At 73.6% G+C, this 15,494-nt stretch carries 12 protein-coding genes; 7 read left to right on the plus strand and 5 right to left on the minus strand.

What is annotated here, in order from left to right; all coding sequences use genetic code 11:
* Window positions 1-389: 389 nt before the first annotated feature.
* A complete protein-coding gene (locus tag AOK09_RS04745; protein WP_055585843.1) occupies window positions 390-656 on the minus strand; it encodes a hypothetical protein in 267 nt (88 codons plus the stop codon).
* A complete protein-coding gene (locus AOK09_RS04750; protein ID WP_055585844.1) occupies window positions 653-2,320 on the minus strand; it encodes a PspC domain-containing protein in 1,668 nt (555 codons plus the stop codon). Before AOK09_RS04750 ends, AOK09_RS04745 begins: the two co-directional genes overlap by 4 nt.
* Window positions 2,321-2,628: 308 nt before the next feature.
* Here AOK09_RS04750 and AOK09_RS04755 point away from each other — a divergent pair, with 308 nt between their 5' ends.
* From AOK09_RS04755 to pcrA, 6 genes are all read left to right on the plus strand, one after another.
* Window positions 2,629-3,948, plus strand: coding sequence for an ATP-binding protein (locus AOK09_RS04755; protein WP_407675344.1), 1,320 nt, complete (start codon window positions 2,629-2,631; stop codon window positions 3,946-3,948).
* The gene (locus tag AOK09_RS04760) at window positions 3,945-4,652 is read left to right on the plus strand and encodes a LuxR C-terminal-related transcriptional regulator (RefSeq protein ID WP_055585846.1); all 708 of its coding nucleotides are present in this window, start codon (window positions 3,945-3,947) and stop codon (window positions 4,650-4,652) included. The genes AOK09_RS04755 and AOK09_RS04760 overlap by 4 nt, the downstream gene beginning before the upstream one ends.
* Before the next feature lie 381 nt (window positions 4,653-5,033).
* Window positions 5,034-6,128 (plus strand): acyltransferase family protein, encoded by a 1,095-nt coding sequence (locus AOK09_RS04765; protein ID WP_245687120.1) that lies wholly within the window; start codon window positions 5,034-5,036, stop codon window positions 6,126-6,128.
* An 87-nt stretch (window positions 6,129-6,215) separates the two neighbouring features.
* The gene (locus tag AOK09_RS04770; RefSeq protein WP_055585847.1) at window positions 6,216-6,569 is read left to right on the plus strand and encodes a hypothetical protein; all 354 of its coding nucleotides are present in this window, start codon (window positions 6,216-6,218) and stop codon (window positions 6,567-6,569) included.
* A 160-nt stretch (window positions 6,570-6,729) separates the two neighbouring features.
* Entirely contained in the window at window positions 6,730-7,563 is an 834-nt protein-coding gene (locus AOK09_RS04775) for a nucleotidyltransferase domain-containing protein (protein WP_055585848.1), read from the plus strand.
* A 12-nt stretch (window positions 7,564-7,575) separates the two neighbouring features.
* Window positions 7,576-10,191 (plus strand): DNA helicase PcrA, encoded by a 2,616-nt coding sequence (pcrA, locus tag AOK09_RS04780; RefSeq protein ID WP_055585849.1) that lies wholly within the window; start codon window positions 7,576-7,578, stop codon window positions 10,189-10,191.
* Between the two features lie 204 nt (window positions 10,192-10,395).
* Here the strand turns inward: pcrA and AOK09_RS37310 are convergent, their stop codons facing one another.
* Entirely contained in the window at window positions 10,396-11,832 is a 1,437-nt protein-coding gene (locus tag AOK09_RS37310; protein ID WP_055585850.1) for a M23 family metallopeptidase, read from the minus strand.
* A gap of 166 nt (window positions 11,833-11,998) precedes the next feature.
* On the minus strand, window positions 11,999-12,925 hold the full coding sequence (locus AOK09_RS04790; protein ID WP_063795839.1) for a lipase family alpha/beta hydrolase: 927 nt from the start codon (window positions 12,923-12,925) through the stop codon (window positions 11,999-12,001).
* 360 nt (window positions 12,926-13,285) lie between these two features.
* Here AOK09_RS04790 and AOK09_RS04795 point away from each other — a divergent pair, with 360 nt between their 5' ends.
* On the plus strand, window positions 13,286-13,699 hold the full coding sequence (locus tag AOK09_RS04795) for a cobalamin B12-binding domain-containing protein (RefSeq protein ID WP_055585851.1): 414 nt from the start codon (window positions 13,286-13,288) through the stop codon (window positions 13,697-13,699).
* A 78-nt stretch (window positions 13,700-13,777) separates the two neighbouring features.
* Here AOK09_RS04795 and AOK09_RS04800 read toward each other — a convergent pair whose 3' ends face one another.
* Window positions 13,778-15,349: a DUF5691 domain-containing protein gene (locus tag AOK09_RS04800; RefSeq protein ID WP_055585852.1), complete on the minus strand. Its 1,572-nt coding sequence runs from the start codon at window positions 15,347-15,349 to the stop codon at window positions 13,778-13,780.
* Window positions 15,350-15,494: the final 145 nt, after the last annotated feature.

Here is a 15,494-nt window from a genome sequence, read left to right on the forward strand (position 1 = left end):
GTGGTGGTGGACGGCGTGGGGACGGAGGGCGTGGCCCAGGCCCCTGGCGGGGCGGAGGCCGTGGCCGTCCAGTCGGTTGTCGCTGCCGCCAGCACACCGCCCACGCAGAGGGCGAAGGCCAGGATGACGGCTGTCGGACGGATCAAGGCTGCCCCCGTGGCGTGCTGTTCGCGTCATGACACTCGTCGAACAGGACGCCACGCGGTGGCAGCCGGGTTGCACCGCTCCGGCGGGGAAGCACCGGGAGCCGGTGGACCGTCGCCGGGGCCGCGGCGGACCGCGCCCGCCGGGCGTCTCCCGGCCGCGCACGGGCTGTCACGAGCCCCGCGCCCGCCCGGCGCCGGGGACTTCGCAGGCCGCGACTGGACCGAACGGGTGACCACCGCCCGTCAGGGCGTGAGGTCGTCGGCCGGCGGAGGGACGGCGGCGACCGGGTCGTCGGCGGCAGCCTCGGCCGCCGCCTGCCGGCCGCGCCGGGCCATCCGGACCACCGCCCCGGCCAGCCCGGCGGTGCCCAGCGCGATCAGGGCGACCGGGATCACGATGCGGCCGTTGACCGCGCGGTCGTTGAGCGAGGCGATCAGATAGACGATCGCGATGGCGGTGAAGGTCAGACCGGCGATGAGCGAGAAGATGTCGACCTCGTGGCGCTTCACTGGCGGACCACCCTTACGTCTCCCAGCCCGACCTGGAGGTCGAGGCTGATGGTGCCCTTCGATTCTGTGCCACGGAGCGGCGCCAGGTCGGCCCGCTGCTCATTGCCCAGTCCGCTGTTGTGGCTGCCGTCCGGGAGCTCGATGTCGCCTGCCGCGCTGCGCACCGTGATCTGCACCCGGACGTCGTCCGGCACGGTCACCGCGAGGTCACCGGCGCCGAGCCGCACCCCGGTGCTGACGATGGCACCGGCGGGGTCCAGCCGGGAGAGGTCGAGCCGGGCGTTGCCCGCACCCAGGTTGTAGACCGGCTGCACCTGGGACACCTCGGCCGGGGCCCAGTTCCGGTCGCCGGTGGAGGCCTTGAGCGGGACGTCCGAGGTGCCGGCCGCGGCCAGTGCAAGGGTGGTGAGCAGCGCGGGCAGCACCAGACCGCGTACCCGTCCCCGGTGGGCGGCCAGCACCAGTGCCAGGCCCTGCACCAGCAGGACGGCGGCCAGCACGGTGGTCAGCCGGACGTTGCCCCGCTCGCCGCCCGAGGCGGCCCACACCGCGGCTCCCGCACCCAGTGACAGCAGGAAGGCGACCGGGCCGAGGAAACTGCGCTCGCGCTGGTACGGCGGGTGGTACGGCCCCGGCCGGGGGGTGGGCCAGGGCGCCCCGGCGCCCGTCGCCGGGGGCTCGTCGGCCGCAGCCGAAGCCCCCTGGGCCGGCTTGCGCAGCGGGTCGCCCTCCGGCAGGTCCTCCCGCTGCCACCAGGCCGGGGGGGTGGCCGGCGGCGGGGTGGCCGCGTCATGGAGGCCGTGCAGGCCGTAGGGGTTGCGTTCGGGGTGCCGGGGATCCCATCGGTAGCCGGTGGGGGACGGACGGGAGTGCCGCATCTCCTCGCGCCGCTCCGCCCACTCCTGACGGAACTGCCGCCGCTGCTCCTGCCACTGCGCGCGCCACTCCTCCCGTCGGGCGCGGAGTTCGTCGCGGTCGGTCGCGTGCCGGTCGTACGGGCCGGTGCTGCGCGGCCCCCGCCGGACGCCCTCGCTGCGCTGCTGGCGGCGCTCGGGGTCGTACCGCAGGGCGAAGAAGATCAGCACGCCGAGCAGCAGCAGCGGGAAGAGATGGTCGCCGCGGTCCATCCAGGAGAAGAAGACCCCGGTCCCGATCACGGTGAGCAGCACCGCGCCGATCGACTGGGCGTCCACCTGCCCGGTGAGGACCCGTTGGATCTCGGTCTTCCTGGACTCCTCGGCGGGGACGATCAGCCAGGCCAGGCCGTAGAGGAACAACCCCAGGCCGCCGGAGAGGCAGAGCACGGCGACGACCACGCGGAAGACCACCGGGTCGATGTCCAGATGGCGGCCCAGGCCGCCGCAGACCCCGGCGACCACCCGGTGGCGGTCGCTGCGCACCAGCGGGGGCCGGGTCGGGGCGGAGCCGTCAGCGGCGGTGGCACCGCCGCCGGTGCCGCTGCCACCCCGTTCGCCGGCGTCGCTGCCCGTGCCGCTGCCGCCGCCACCCGAGCCGCCGCCGTTCGCAGCACCGCCGTTCGCAGCGCCGCCGTTCGCAGGCCCGCCGCTCGCCGGGCCGCCGGCCGGATCGGCGGGCGGCTGCGGGTCGCCGTCGGCGGCGCGGGGCTCCTCGGAGCGGGAGGGCGGGATGCGGTCGTCCGTCATGCTCCCATCCTGCGGGTGCGGGCCCCCTGCTCCAACCGGTTCCGGCCCTGCCCCGACCCTGATCTCTCCCTGAGAGAGTCAAGGGCGGGACCCTGATGCGCCCGCACCCGCGAACGTGTGACGATCGGTGCGTGGCAGCACCCGGCAGCGGCGAATCTCCCGCAGACTCCGTCCCCTCCGATCCCGCCGCGCCACTGGGCGCCGTGGGGCCGTCCGGTGCGTCCGGTGACACCTCAGCCGCACCGCCTGCCGAGGCACCGGGTCAGGCGCCGCCGTACCGCAAGCTCTACCGCAGCCCGGAGGGGCGGATGGTGGGCGGGGTGGCGAGCGGACTGGCGGCCCATCTGGGGCTTCCGGTGGCCTGGGTGCGGATCGCCTTCGTGCTGCTCTTCTTCGCCGACGGCATCGGGGTGCTGCTCTACGCCGCCTTCTGGTTCGTGGTCCCCATAGGCATCGGCGAACCGGCGCGCGGAACCGGCCCGGGGGAGTGGGCCTATGTGGGGGGCGCCTTCGTGCCCGGTGCGCACGGCGTGCCGCTGTACAAGGGCAGCCGGGGCTGGATCGGCAGGATCCGCGAGGGGCTGCAGCGAACCCTGCAGGGCGAGACCTTCGGCGTACCGCAGGACGCGGCGGCCGCCGCCGCCCCGCCGCGGCGCACCACCAGGGAGAACCTGGGACAGCTGGTGGCGCTGCTCGCCGTGGTGGTGGGCATCCTGACCCTGCTCAACGCGCTGCACATCCAGGCCGCCAAGCCGTACGTCTGGCCGCTGCTCACCATCGGCGTCGGTGTCGCCCTGGTGTGGCGGCAGGCCGACGACTCGCGCTGGCAGCGCTGGTTCGGCCTGGACGGCAGCAAGCGCCGCACCGCGGTGACACGGATCGTCGCCGGAGTGGTGCTGGTGGCCGCGGGCATCATCGGCCTGCTGGTGCTGCAGGGGTCGGAGACCCAGCTGGGCGCGGTGCTGGAGGCGTCGCTGGCGGTGCTGGCCGGGGTGCTGGTGCTGGTCGGTCCGTATGCGCTGCGGATGTGGCAGGACCTGGGCGCCGAGCGCCGGGAGCGGATCAGGGCGCAGGAGCGGGCCGAGATCGCCGCGCACATCCATGACTCGGTGCTGCACACCCTCACCCTGATCCAGCGCAACGCCGAGGACGCCAAGGAGGTGGCCCGGCTGGCCCGTGCCCAGGAGCGGGAGCTGCGGGTGTGGCTCTACCGCCCCGAGGCGGCGGCGGACAATCCGGACACCCTGGCGGAGTCGGTGCGCAAGGTGGCGGCCGAGGTGGAGGATCTCCACGGGGTGCCCGTGGAGGTGGTCTGCGTGGGCGACTGCCCGATGGACGAGGGCCTCGCGGCGCAGCTGCAGGCCGCGCGTGAGGCCATGGTGAACGCCGCCAAGTACGGTGGCGGGGGACCGGTCCAGGTCTACGCCGAGGTGGAGGGGGCGACGGTGTGGGTGTTCGTACGCGACCGCGGCCCCGGCTTCGACCCCGACGCGGTGCCCGAGGACCGGATGGGCGTACGGGAGTCGATCATCGGCCGGATGCGGCGCAACGGCGGGCATGCGCGGGTGCGGCCCGCCCCGGCCGGAGGCACCGAGGTCGAGTTGGAGATGGAGAGGGCGGACGCATGACCGGGACCGAGGAAGCGGCAGGGGCGGGGCAGGACCGGCAGGTCCGGGTGGTGCTGGTCGACGACCACCGGATGTTCCGCACCGGGGTGCGGGCCGAGATCGGCGAGACCGGGCGCACCGGTATCGACGTCGTCGGCGAGGCCGACGACGTGGAGCAGGCCGTGGCGGTGGTCACCGCCGCCCGTCCGGACGTGGTGCTGCTCGATGTGCATCTGCCCGGCGGCGGCGGGGTGGAGGTGCTGCGCCGCTGCGCGCCGCTGATGACCGAGGGCGCGGACGGCCGCGCGGCGGTCCGCTTCCTCGCGCTGTCGGTGTCCGACGCGGCCGAGGACGTGATCGGGGTGATCCGCGGTGGTGCCCGCGGCTATGTCACCAAGACCATCACCGGCAGCGACCTGGTCGCGGCGATCTTCCGGGTGTCCGACGGCGACGCGGTGTTCTCGCCCAGGCTGGCCGGGTTCGTCCTGGACGCCTTCGCGGCCACGGACACCCCTCCGGTGGACGAGGACCTGGACCGCCTCACGCAGCGGGAACGCGAGGTGCTTCGGCTGATAGCGCGGGGGTATGCGTACAAGGAGATCGCCAAGCAGCTCTTCATCTCGGTCAAGACGGTGGAGAGTCATGTCTCGGCGGTGCTGCGCAAGCTGCAGTTGAGCAACCGGCACGAGCTGACCCGCTGGGCGACCGCCCGCCGACTGGTCTGACCGGCCGCCCGCTCCCTGCGCCCCGCCCGCCGGGCCCGGCGGGCGGGGCGCAGGGACGAGTGGTGCCGACTGTGTGAGGGTCTCTCCACGTCGGCAGTGCAGGTCCTAGGTCGGGGCGGACGCCGTGGGTAGGGTCGATCGGGTCGTTGCCCAGCGCGGCGGCAGGCAGAAGCCCCCGATCCCGACCCGGAGAGACCCGGCCCTATGCCACCCACCGTCACACCGGTACGCCCGGACCAGCAGGACCATCAGGACAGCCAGGACGGCCAGGACCCCCAGGATCGCGGTGCCGAGCCGGGATCCCCACCGGGGCCGGCGCCCGCAGGGCGGAGCCAGGGCTCCGGCTCCCTGCGCAGACGGTCCGGCCGCCCCCGTCTCCCCGTGCTCGACGGCCTGCGGCTGCTGGCCGCCCTGGGAGTGCTGGCCTGGCACTACACCGGCATCCAGGAGGCCCGGGTCATCTGGGGCGGCCGGACGAAGGAGACCGTCCCGGCCGCGCACGTGGTCGGACAGTACGGCTGGCTCGGCGTCGAGCTGTTCTTCCTGATCAGCGGCTTTGTGATCTGCATGTCCTGCTGGGGCCGCACCGCCAAGGACTTCTTCCGCTCCCGGGTGACGCGGCTGATGCCGGGCTACTGGGTCTGCATGCTGGCCACCGCGGTGGCGCTCTTCCTGGTCCGGCCGCCGTGGGTGCCGGGCAGTGAACTGACGCTCAGCAGGGTGCTCAGCAACATGACGATGTCCCAGGCCGGTCTGAAGGTCACCGACGTCGACCCGGTGTACTGGACCCTCTGGGTCGAGCTCCGCTTCTATGTGCTGTTCGGCATCGTCGTGGCGATGGGCCTGACCTACCGGCGGGTGGTGCTCTTCTGCGGCCTCTGGATGCTCGCCGTACTGCTGACCCCGCGGGCGCAGCTGCCGCTGCTGGACCTGGTGGTCATGCCGATGTACGCGCCGTTCTTCATCGCCGGGGTGGCGATGTACCTGATGCACCGGCTGGGACCCAACCCGCTGCTGTGGGGCATCGTCGGCTTCTCCTGGCTGGTCGCCCAGCACGAGATGCACCCCCTGATGGCGCCCTATGTCAGCGGCTCGGGGCACCCGCTGTCCTTCCCGGTGGTGCTGTCCCTGGTGGGCGTGGCGTTCCTGCTGGTCCTGGGTGCCGCGCTGGGGGCCTTCGACCGGGTGCGCTGGCGGTGGCTGACGGCCGCCGGGGCGCTCACCTACCCGCTGTACCTGCTGCACGAGGAGATCGGCTGGATCGCGCTGATGAAGCTGCACGACACCATGCCCCCGTATCTGCTGCTGGCGGCGGTCTGCGCCGCGATGCTGGGCGCCGCCTGGCTGGTGAACCGGTGGGTGGAGCGGCCCGCGGCGCGGGTGCTGCGGCGCTGGCTCGACTCGTCGTTCGACGCCCTGCACCGGGCCGACGGCATCGAGCGCAAGGAGCGCGCCGAGGCCCGCGGCGCCGTCTGACCGCCCGCGTGGCCCGGCGGCCGGGGCGTGTCCCGGCCGCCGGGGGCGCGGGCGGGCGGTCCGGGGCGCGTGGATAGCATCGGCCGGGTGAACGTCCTCATCAACTTCTTCGTCGCCCTGCACATCATCGGCATCGCCTCGCTGCTCGGCGGTTTCCTCACCCAGCTGAAGGCGCTCCGGGCCGGCGAGGCCCGGGTGGTGACCGCCATGGTGCACGGCGCGCTGACCATGCTGGTCACCGGTCTGCTGCTGGTGGGCCTGAACGAGGCGAACCACCACCACCCCAACATGATCAAGATCGGCCTCAAGCTGGCCGTCCTGGTGGTGATCCTGCTGCTGGTCTGGGTCAACCGGGACGAGGAGAAGGCCCCGAACGGGGTCGTCGGCGCCATCGGCGGCCTGACCGCCGTCAACATCTTCATCGCCACCCTCTGGACCTGATCCGGCCCCTGCGTCCGGGTGGCCCTCCGCCCCCGGGCGCGCGGCGGTCCATGCCGCCCTCCGCCCCCGGACGCGCGGCGGTCCATGCCGCCCTCCGCGCTCCCGGGTGGCTGGCCGCGTTCCGGCGCCGGACACTGGACGCCGAGAGGGTGAGCGCGAGATGACCGAGGCGACCGCGACGAAGGACGCGCTGGCGGCGGCGGGAGTGCCGGAGCTGGACGCGGTGCTGGCCGAGGAGGTGGACCAGCCGCTGATCTTCGTCGCGGTCGCCGGCGCCCATCTGTACGGCTTCCCCTCCGCCGACTCCGACGTGGACCTGCGCGGTGCCCATCTGCTGCCGGTCGAGGAACTCATCGGCCTGGACACCCCGCGCGACACCATCAGCCGGATGTGGCTGCGCGAGGGCTTGGAACTGGACATGGTCACCCATGACCTGGCCAAGTTCGCCCGGCTGATGCTGCGGCGCAACGGCTATGTACTGGAGCAGCTGCTCTCCCCGCTGGTGGTGCGCACCAGCCCCGTGCACCAGGAGCTGAAGGCGCTGGCCCCCGTCGTCCTCACCCGCCGCCACGCCCGGCACTACCAGGACTTCGCCCGCGCCCAGTGGCGGCTGTTCGAGCGCACCGACGAGCTCAAGCCGCTGCTCTACACCTTCCGCGCCCTGCTCACCGGCATCCATCTGATGCGCAGCGGCGAGGTGCAGTCCCATCTGCCGACCCTGCTGGACGAGACCCCGTCCGAGCGGTCCTGTCTGCGGGAGCTGGCGGCGGCGAAGGCGTCCGCCGAGCACGGGCTGCGGTCGGAACTGGCGGGGGCGCCCGACCGGGAGCGGCTGCGGACGCTGGTGCGGGAGATGCAGGCCGAGCTGGCGGCCGCGGAGCAGGCCAGCGCCCTGCCGGAGCGGCAGGGCGGCCACCGGGAGCTGCACGAGCTGGTGGTGCGGGCGAGGCTGGGATCGGGTGAGCGGCCAACCGCTGTCGCAGGCAGGTCATAGACTCGGGGGGCGATGAGTAGCCTCTTTGACGACATCCCCCTCCCCGGTCTCGACGGGCCCGCCGCAGGGCCCAGGGCGTCCGCTGCCCGGCGTACGGCGTCCGGGGCCCCCGCGGCGCCGGCGGCTTCCGGGGGCTTCGCCGCCCCTGCGGACTTCGCCGCCCCCGGGGGCTTCGCCGACTTCGCCGCGGAGGAGCCGCCCCCGCACCCGGAGGACGACTCCCCCTACGAGGAGGCCATCCCCGACGACCTCTTCCAGGGCGACTTCACGGCCCCGGTCGACCGGGACGCGTACCACGGCAACGGCGCACCGCGCACCGTGGTCGACCCGGTGCAGCTGCTGGACGGGATGAACCCGCAGCAGCGCGAGGCCGTGGTGCACTCCGGCTCCCCGCTGCTCATCGTCGCAGGCGCGGGTTCCGGCAAGACCAGGGTGCTCACCCACCGCATCGCCCATCTGCTGGCCGCCCGGGGGGTGCGGCCGGGGGAGATCCTGGCGATCACCTTCACCAACAAGGCCGCCGGCGAGATGCGCGAGCGCGTCGAGCACCTGGTGGGTCCGCAGGCCAAGGCCATGTGGGTCTCCACCTTCCACAGCGCCTGTGTGCGCATCCTGCGCCGGGAGAGCAAGCGGCTGGGCTTCACCTCCAGCTTCTCCATCTACGACGCCGCGGACGCGCAGCGGCTGATGGCGCTGGTCTGCCGCGACCTGGACCTGGACCCCAAGCAGTTCCCCCCGAAGTCCTTCACCGCGCAGGTCTCCAATCTGAAGAACGAGCTGGTCGACGAGGAGACCTTCGCCGACCGGGCGGCCAACCCGATGGAGAAGAAGCTGGCCGAGGCCTACGCCCTCTACCAGCGGCGGCTCCGCGAGGCCAACGCGCTGGACTTCGACGACATCATCATGACCACGGTGCACCTGCTGCAGGCCTTCCCCGACGTGGCGGAGCACTACCGGCGGCGGTTCCGGCACATCCTGGTGGACGAGTACCAGGACACCAACCACGCCCAGTACATGCTGGTGCGCGAGCTCACCGGCGGCGCGGTGGGCCAGGCCCCCAGGCGGACCGTCGACGGCGACCTGGTCAACCCCGCCGCGGCGGGCCTGGCCGAGGTGCCCCCGGCAGAGCTGTGCGTGGTGGGCGACGCCGACCAGTCGATCTACGCCTTCCGCGGCGCCACCATCCGCAACATCCTCCAGTTCGAGGAGGACTACCCGGACGCCACCACCATCCTGCTGGAGCAGAACTACCGCTCCACCCAGACCATCCTCACCGCGGCCAACGCGGTCATCGAGCGCAACACCAACCGCCGCCCCAAGAACCTCTGGACGGCCGGCGACGACGGCGCCCGGATCGTCGGCTATGTCGCCGACGACGAGCACGGGGAGGCGCAGTTCGTCGCCGAGGAGATAGACCGGCTGACGGACGCGGGCGACGCGCGCCCCGGCGACGTCGCGGTCTTCTACCGCACCAACGCGCAGTCCCGGGTCTTCGAGGAGGTGTTCATCCGGGTCGGCCTGCCGTACAAGGTGGTCGGCGGGGTGCGCTTCTACGAGCGCAAGGAGGTGCGGGACGTCCTCGCCTATCTGCGGGTGCTCGCCAACCCCGAGGACACCGTTCCGCTGCGCCGTATCCTCAACGTCCCCAAGCGCGGCATCGGCGACCGCGCCGAGGCGATGATCGAGGCGCTGGCCCTGCGCGAGCGGATCTCCTTCGCCCAGGCCCTGCGCCGGGTCGACGAGGCCTACGGCATGGCCGCCCGCTCCGCCAACGCGGTACGGAAGTTCAACGACCTGCTGGAGAAGCTGCGGGGCGTGGCGGAGAGCGGCGCCGGCCCGGCGGTCGTGCTGGAGGCCATCCTGGAGGAGACCGGCTATCTGGCCGAACTCCAGGCCTCCACCGACCCCCAGGACGAGACCCGGATCGAGAACCTGCAGGAACTCGCCGCGGTGGCCCTGGAGTTCGAGCAGGAGACGGAGGCCGGCACCCTGGCCGACTTCCTGGAACGGGTCGCGCTCGTCGCCGACTCCGACCAGATCCCGGACTCCGAGGACGGCGAGGCCCAGGGGGTGATCACCCTGATGACCCTGCACACCGCGAAGGGCCTGGAGTTCCCGGTGGTCTTCCTCACCGGCATGGAGGACGGCGTCTTCCCGCACATGCGGGCGCTCGGCCAAGCCAAGGAGCTGGAGGAGGAACGGCGGCTCGCCTATGTCGGGGTGACCCGCGCGCGGGAGCGGCTCTACCTCACCCGCTCGGTGATGCGCAGCGCCTGGGGGCAGCCGTCCTACAACCCGGCCTCGCGCTTCCTGGAGGAGATCCCGGAGTCACTGGTCGACTGGAAGCGGTCCGGTGCCGCGGCACCGCCGTCCTCCGGCGGCTCGGTCGGCGGCGGGCGCTCCGGTGCCTCGTCCCCGCCCACCGGCTGGGGCAGGTCGGCGCGCAAGGTGCAGGAGCGGGAGGTGGTCGCCCTCTCCGTCGGCGACCGGGTCACCCATGACACCTTCGGGCTGGGCACGGTGGTCGAGGCCACCGGGATCGGCGACAAGGCGCAGGCGACCATCGACTTCGGCGCGGCGGGTCGCAAGCGGCTGCTGCTGCGCTACGCACCGGTCGAGAAGCTGTAGTCCCCGGACGCGGGGAGTCGCGGGTCCGGCCCCTCGGGGCCGGGCCGGCGGGGTGTCCCTGGGGCGTCCGGCGGGGTGCGTCCGGCGGGGCCGGGCCGTCGGCGGTCGGCGCGGTCTCTCGCGGCCGGAGGTGCTGGGCCGCAGGGGTGTGTGGGGCACCGGTTTCGGCACGGCGGTGGGCGGCGCCCCGGGATGCGTAGGCTGCTAGCGGGGGTCGAGCCCGTGGCTGAGCAGCCAGGGGATCGGGTCCACCGCGGGGGTGCCCTCCCCGCCGGGGTGGACCTCGAAGTGCAGGTGAGGTCCGGTGCTGTTGCCGCTGCTGCCGGAGTAGGCGATGGTGTCGCCGGCCTTCACCTTGCCCGAGCGGATCTTGTACGAGCTGAGGTGGCAGTACCAGGTCTCACTGCCGTCGGCAGCGGTGACGATCGCCATGTAGCCGTAGGCCGAGTTCCACTGGGTGCGCACGGTGCCGTCGGTGGCGGCGTGGACGCTGGTCCCCCAGCTCACCGGGAAGTCGATACCGGTGTGCAGCGCCGCCCAGTGGGTGCCGGCCATGCCGAAGGTGGCGGACAGGCCGCGCTCGGTCACGGGCAGCACGAACTTGGGCCGCAGCGCCTCCTTGCGGGCCTTCGCCGCCGCCTGCCGCGCCTTGAGGTCGATGCGGGCCTGGTTGCGGCTCACCCGGCCGGCGAAGTCGTCGGCGTCCTTGCGCAGGCCCGCCAGCTGGGTGTCGAGCTTGGAGGCGGTGGCAGCCGTCCTGGGCGAGGCGGTGGCGTCCGGGCTGCCGGCGGCCGTCTCATGGGTGGAGCCCTGGTCGGGCACGCTCACGGTGACGGCGGCGGCCGCAGCCACCCCCATCACGGCGACCGACGGGACCGCGATGGTCAGCAGCGCGGAGCGCCTGGCGGTGCGGGGCCTGCCGCGGGACGCGGCCCGGGCGGCGGCGCGGCCGCCGGAGGGAGCCGCCGCGATGCCGGTGTCGGGGTGGTCGCCGGTCTGCGCCGGAAGCTCGGCGTCGTCGAGCGGACCGGCCTGGGCCGGCTCCTCGCCGTCGGCCTGGTCGCCTTCGTACGGGTACTCGTAGGAGTCGTACTCGTATGCCTCGTACGCCTCGTAGGAGAAGTCCCCCGACTCGCCGTCCTCCTGCGCCGCCGGAGTCTCGGCCGGCATCTCCTCGTACGGCTGGGCGTCGTCGTACTGCCCGGTCTCCCCGTACTGCTGGGCCTCGTCCTGCGGCTGCGACTGCGACGTCTGCGCCGGGTCGTCCACGTAGTACGCGGTCCCGGCAGCCGGGGTCTGGTCGTAGCCGGCGTACTGCTGGTAGCCCTGCTCGGCGGTGTAGTCCCCGTAACCGGTGGCCGCGTAGAGGTCCTGCACGGTGTACTGGCCGGTTGCGTCGGGGGAGGTGAAGGCGGCGGTGCCCCAGGAGACGGTCGCGGCGGGGGCCGTGGGGTCCGTGGTCGCGGCGGCGTAGTCGTAGCTGTGGCCGTAGGCGCCCTGGTACTGCTGCTGCCATTCCTGCGCGGCAGGCCAGGTGGCGGTCTGCTCAGCGGTGACTCCGCCGTAGCCGTACCAGGTGCCCGTGGTGTCGTAGGAGGTCTCGGCATACAGGGGGTCATGCGCGGCAGGGGGCGGAAACACAGCCCCAGCACCATGGCCTTCGTATGCCACCGGCTCCACTTTCGCCTCGACAGCAGGAGAATCAGCGGCGACTGTATCCCCGAAGGCGGACCGGCGACAATCTTTCCAGGCAGACCGATCGGCGGCCGGGGCCGGACGGAGCCCGGTCCGCGGCCGCCGGAATCTGTCAGGCAGTCAGCCTGCCGGGCGGCTGGAGGCCCTGCCGGACGGGGCGGTCCTCGCAGGTGGGCTGCTGCAGCAGGAACCTCCTGACACCGGTCAGCACCGCACCGTGGACGGTCAGCGTCAGATGCCCGACGTCGGGCACCAGGATGTTCTCCGCCTTCAGATCGGGATGGTCCAGACGGGCGAATCGGGCGGGAAGTATCAACTGGTCCAGATCACTCCAGAACGCGGCGAAACGTGTCCGGCAGTCCGGTGCGGCCTCCTCGAGTTCCCTGAACAGGTCGCTCTCCGGCCGCAGTTGGCGGGTGATCGGCGGCAGGCCGGGCAGCCGGGCGGCGAGCGTCCCCCGATGCGGGGTCCCCAGTGTCACCAGTGCGTGGACATGCTCGTCGCCGCCCAGCCGCTGCACGTAGTAGCGGCCGATCAGCCCGCCGAGGCTGTGGCCGACCACCGCGATCCGCTGGTCCCCGTGGATCCGCCGGGCCTGCTCCACATGCCGCCCCAGCAGCACCGCGGCGGCGCGGACGTCCTGGGTGAACGGGCTGTAGTTGAGCGCGTGGACATGCTGCCAGCCGTGCCTCAGCAGATCCCGGCGCAGCACGGAGAAGACGGAGCGGTTGTCGACGAAGCCGTGCAACAGCAGTACCGGCCCCGGCCCCGGCGCGCAGGCCGTCGGAGTGTGCGCCGCCGTTGCAGGGTGCGCCGCTGCCGTGGTGTGCGCCGACGCCGTCGCCGGGGTGGGCATGGCCTCCGGTGCGGATGCCGGCGGCGGTACGGACGCGTGGTGCGGCGGGCACGGTGGCTGAAGCAGGGCCCACTGCTCCTGGGCGAGGCCTGCCGGGTACCGCAGCAGATGCCCGGCGAGGGCGGCGGCCTCTCCCCCCACGGCGCGGGCCGCGGCGGCGGCCCTGCGGAACGGGACGGTCATGCCCCCCACCTCCCCGGCGTGCGGCTGGGGGCGCCGATGCCCCCGTGCCCGACCAGCGGGCAGCCGGCAGCGGCGCGGCACCGCCCGCAGGCGCCCGGGCATGCCGGAGCGTGCCCGGCCAGGGCGGAGGCGTGGTGGAGTGCGGCTCCCCGGTGCGACGCGCTCCGCAGGCCCGCCGCCGGCCGGGATGGTGGCCCGCTGACCGGACGGCTCGCCGAGGCGGGAGCGCGTTCTGAATCCTCTTGTGATTTTCCCCTCTGCTGTGTTCGCGAAACGGCGCGGTGGCGCAGGTGGCGCTACCCTCCCTCCAGGGTTGTTATTGAGTGTTAACGCAAGTCGGAGAAGATGCTGGAGGCAGGAATGGGAGTGTCCGGACCGATCCGCGTGGTCGTCGCCAAGCCGGGTCTCGACGGCCACGACCGCGGGGCCAAGGTCATCGCGCGGGCGCTGCGTGACGCGGGTATGGAGGTCATCTACACCGGCCTGCACCAGACCCCGGAGCAGATCGTGGACACCGCCATCCAGGAGGACGCCGACGGGATCGGTCTGTCCATCCTCTCCGGTGCCCATATGACGCTCTGCGCCAAGGTGGTGGCCCTGCTCAAGGAGCAGGACGCCGCCGACATCAAGGTCTTCGCGGGCGGCATCATCCCCGACGGCGACATTCCCGAGCTCAAGGCGATGGGTGTCGCCGACATCTTCACCCCCGGCACCCCCACCCGTGACGTGGTCGCCTGGGTCGAGGCCAACCTCCGTACCACTCCGGCCGCCTGACGCCCCGTTCCTTCTCGCAGCTCCTTCGCGCGGTTGCTTCTCCTTGCTCGTGTGTCGCCCCGGTTCTCGGGGCGACCGTCACTCCCCGCCCAGCTCGCTCAGCATGGCGGCGCGGAACCGCAGGGTGCCCGCGAGCCGGGTGAAGGTCTCGGCCCAGGCCGCCCCGCCCTCCGTGCACCCCTCCACCGAGGTCGCGGCCTCCGGGGCCAGTGCGCGCTCCGCCATGCCCAGCACCCCGCTGTGGCTCCATGGATAGGCCCCGGAGCCGGCGGCCCGCCGCAGAGCGGTGACCACGGCCGCCCCCAGCCGCGGTGACCAGGGCGAGGCGCAGGCGCCCAGCATCTGGAACGCCTCGCCCAGCCCGTGGACATCCACAAAGGCCGCCGTCCAGTGGGCCCGCTCCTCCGGTGGCAGCACCGCCAGCAGCTTGGCCGGCGCACCGGCCGGACGCCCCGCCGCCCGGTCCCCCGGGCGGGGCGGCGGCCCCAGCAGTGCGCGGGCCCAGTCGGCGTCGTGCTGCCGTACCGCAGCCCGGGCCCAGGCCTCCCGCAGATCGTCGCCCCAGCCGTCGGCCACCGGAACGGCCAGCAGCCGCTCCGGTGGGTGGCCGGTGCTGTCCGTCCACAGTGCGAGCGGCGCGGCGGCCACGATCTCGCCCAGCCACCAGGCCCGTTCGCCGCGCCCGGTGGGCGACTTGGCGGCTATGCCGTCCCGCTGCATGGCCTCGTCGCAGACCGTGGGCGGGTTGACGGTGAACACCTCCGCCTCGCCGGAGCCGTGCAGTCGTACGGCCTCCCGGGCGCGCCGGGCCATCCGGTGGGCCAGCGCCGAACCGGGAAGGGTGGAGAGCAGTTCGGCGGCGGTCGTCCGTACGTTCCTGCTGCGGTCGCCCAGAGCGGCCTCCAGGAACGGCTCGTCGTCGCCTGAGATCCGCTCCTGGAGGGCGTCCAGAAAGAGCAGCCGGTCCTCGGCGCGTTCACTGGCCCAGGTGGAGCGGAGCAGCGCCAGGGCGGCTGCCGGATCCCGGCGGCGCAGTCTGGTGAGATGGGTGACCCGCTCGGCGAACAGGCCCTCGTGCCAGACCGATTCGTCGTCCGCCGCCCCGCCCGGACCGGTCGGGGACTCCGGGACCGTCCGCAGCACGAAGCGCCAGTCGGGGTTCTGCCCGGCGAGCCACCGGCCGAGCGGGCCGGCCAGCGACACGGCGTCCCCGCGCAGCTCGCTCCGGGCCCGGGCGGCGTCCAGCAGCGACGGCACCAGCGGTGGGGGCACCCGGAACCCCCTGGCCCGTGCGGCACAGAGCCACTGCGGGAGCAGCTCCGCGAGATTGGCCGGTCCTCCGGAGGCGCCGGCCCGCTCGGAGAGCAGCACCGCCAGCCGGCGCCCGGCGGCTTCGGGCAGCGGCGGCCGTGGATCGTCCGGTGCGGGTTCCGGGAGGCCGCCGGCTGCTGCCGGGCGGAGCCCGGCACGCCGATGGACGGTGCCGAGCGCCGCCAGCGCGAGCAGCGCGGCGCCGGGGTCGCCGGCGACCGCCGCCGCGGCGCCGGCCAGTGCGGCCGTACCTCCGACCCGGGGCGGCGGTCGCCGGTCCGTGCCGAGCAGGGCGGTCGCCACCAGGGCATCCCAGGAGTCGGTCTGCTGTGCGGTCATCGGTTCCTCACTTCCCGGTGCTGCCGGTGGACGCCACCGGGGCTGCACCCGCGCGGGACGCGCGGGGGAGTACGCCCCCGGCTTCCCACCGGCCGGGGCGTGCCCGGTACGGCGGATCCGTGGGCGACGGGGACGGGGGCGGGAG

The organism is Peterkaempfera griseoplana (assembly GCF_001418575.1).
Taxonomy (GTDB): domain Bacteria; phylum Actinomycetota; class Actinomycetes; order Streptomycetales; family Streptomycetaceae; genus Peterkaempfera; species Peterkaempfera griseoplana.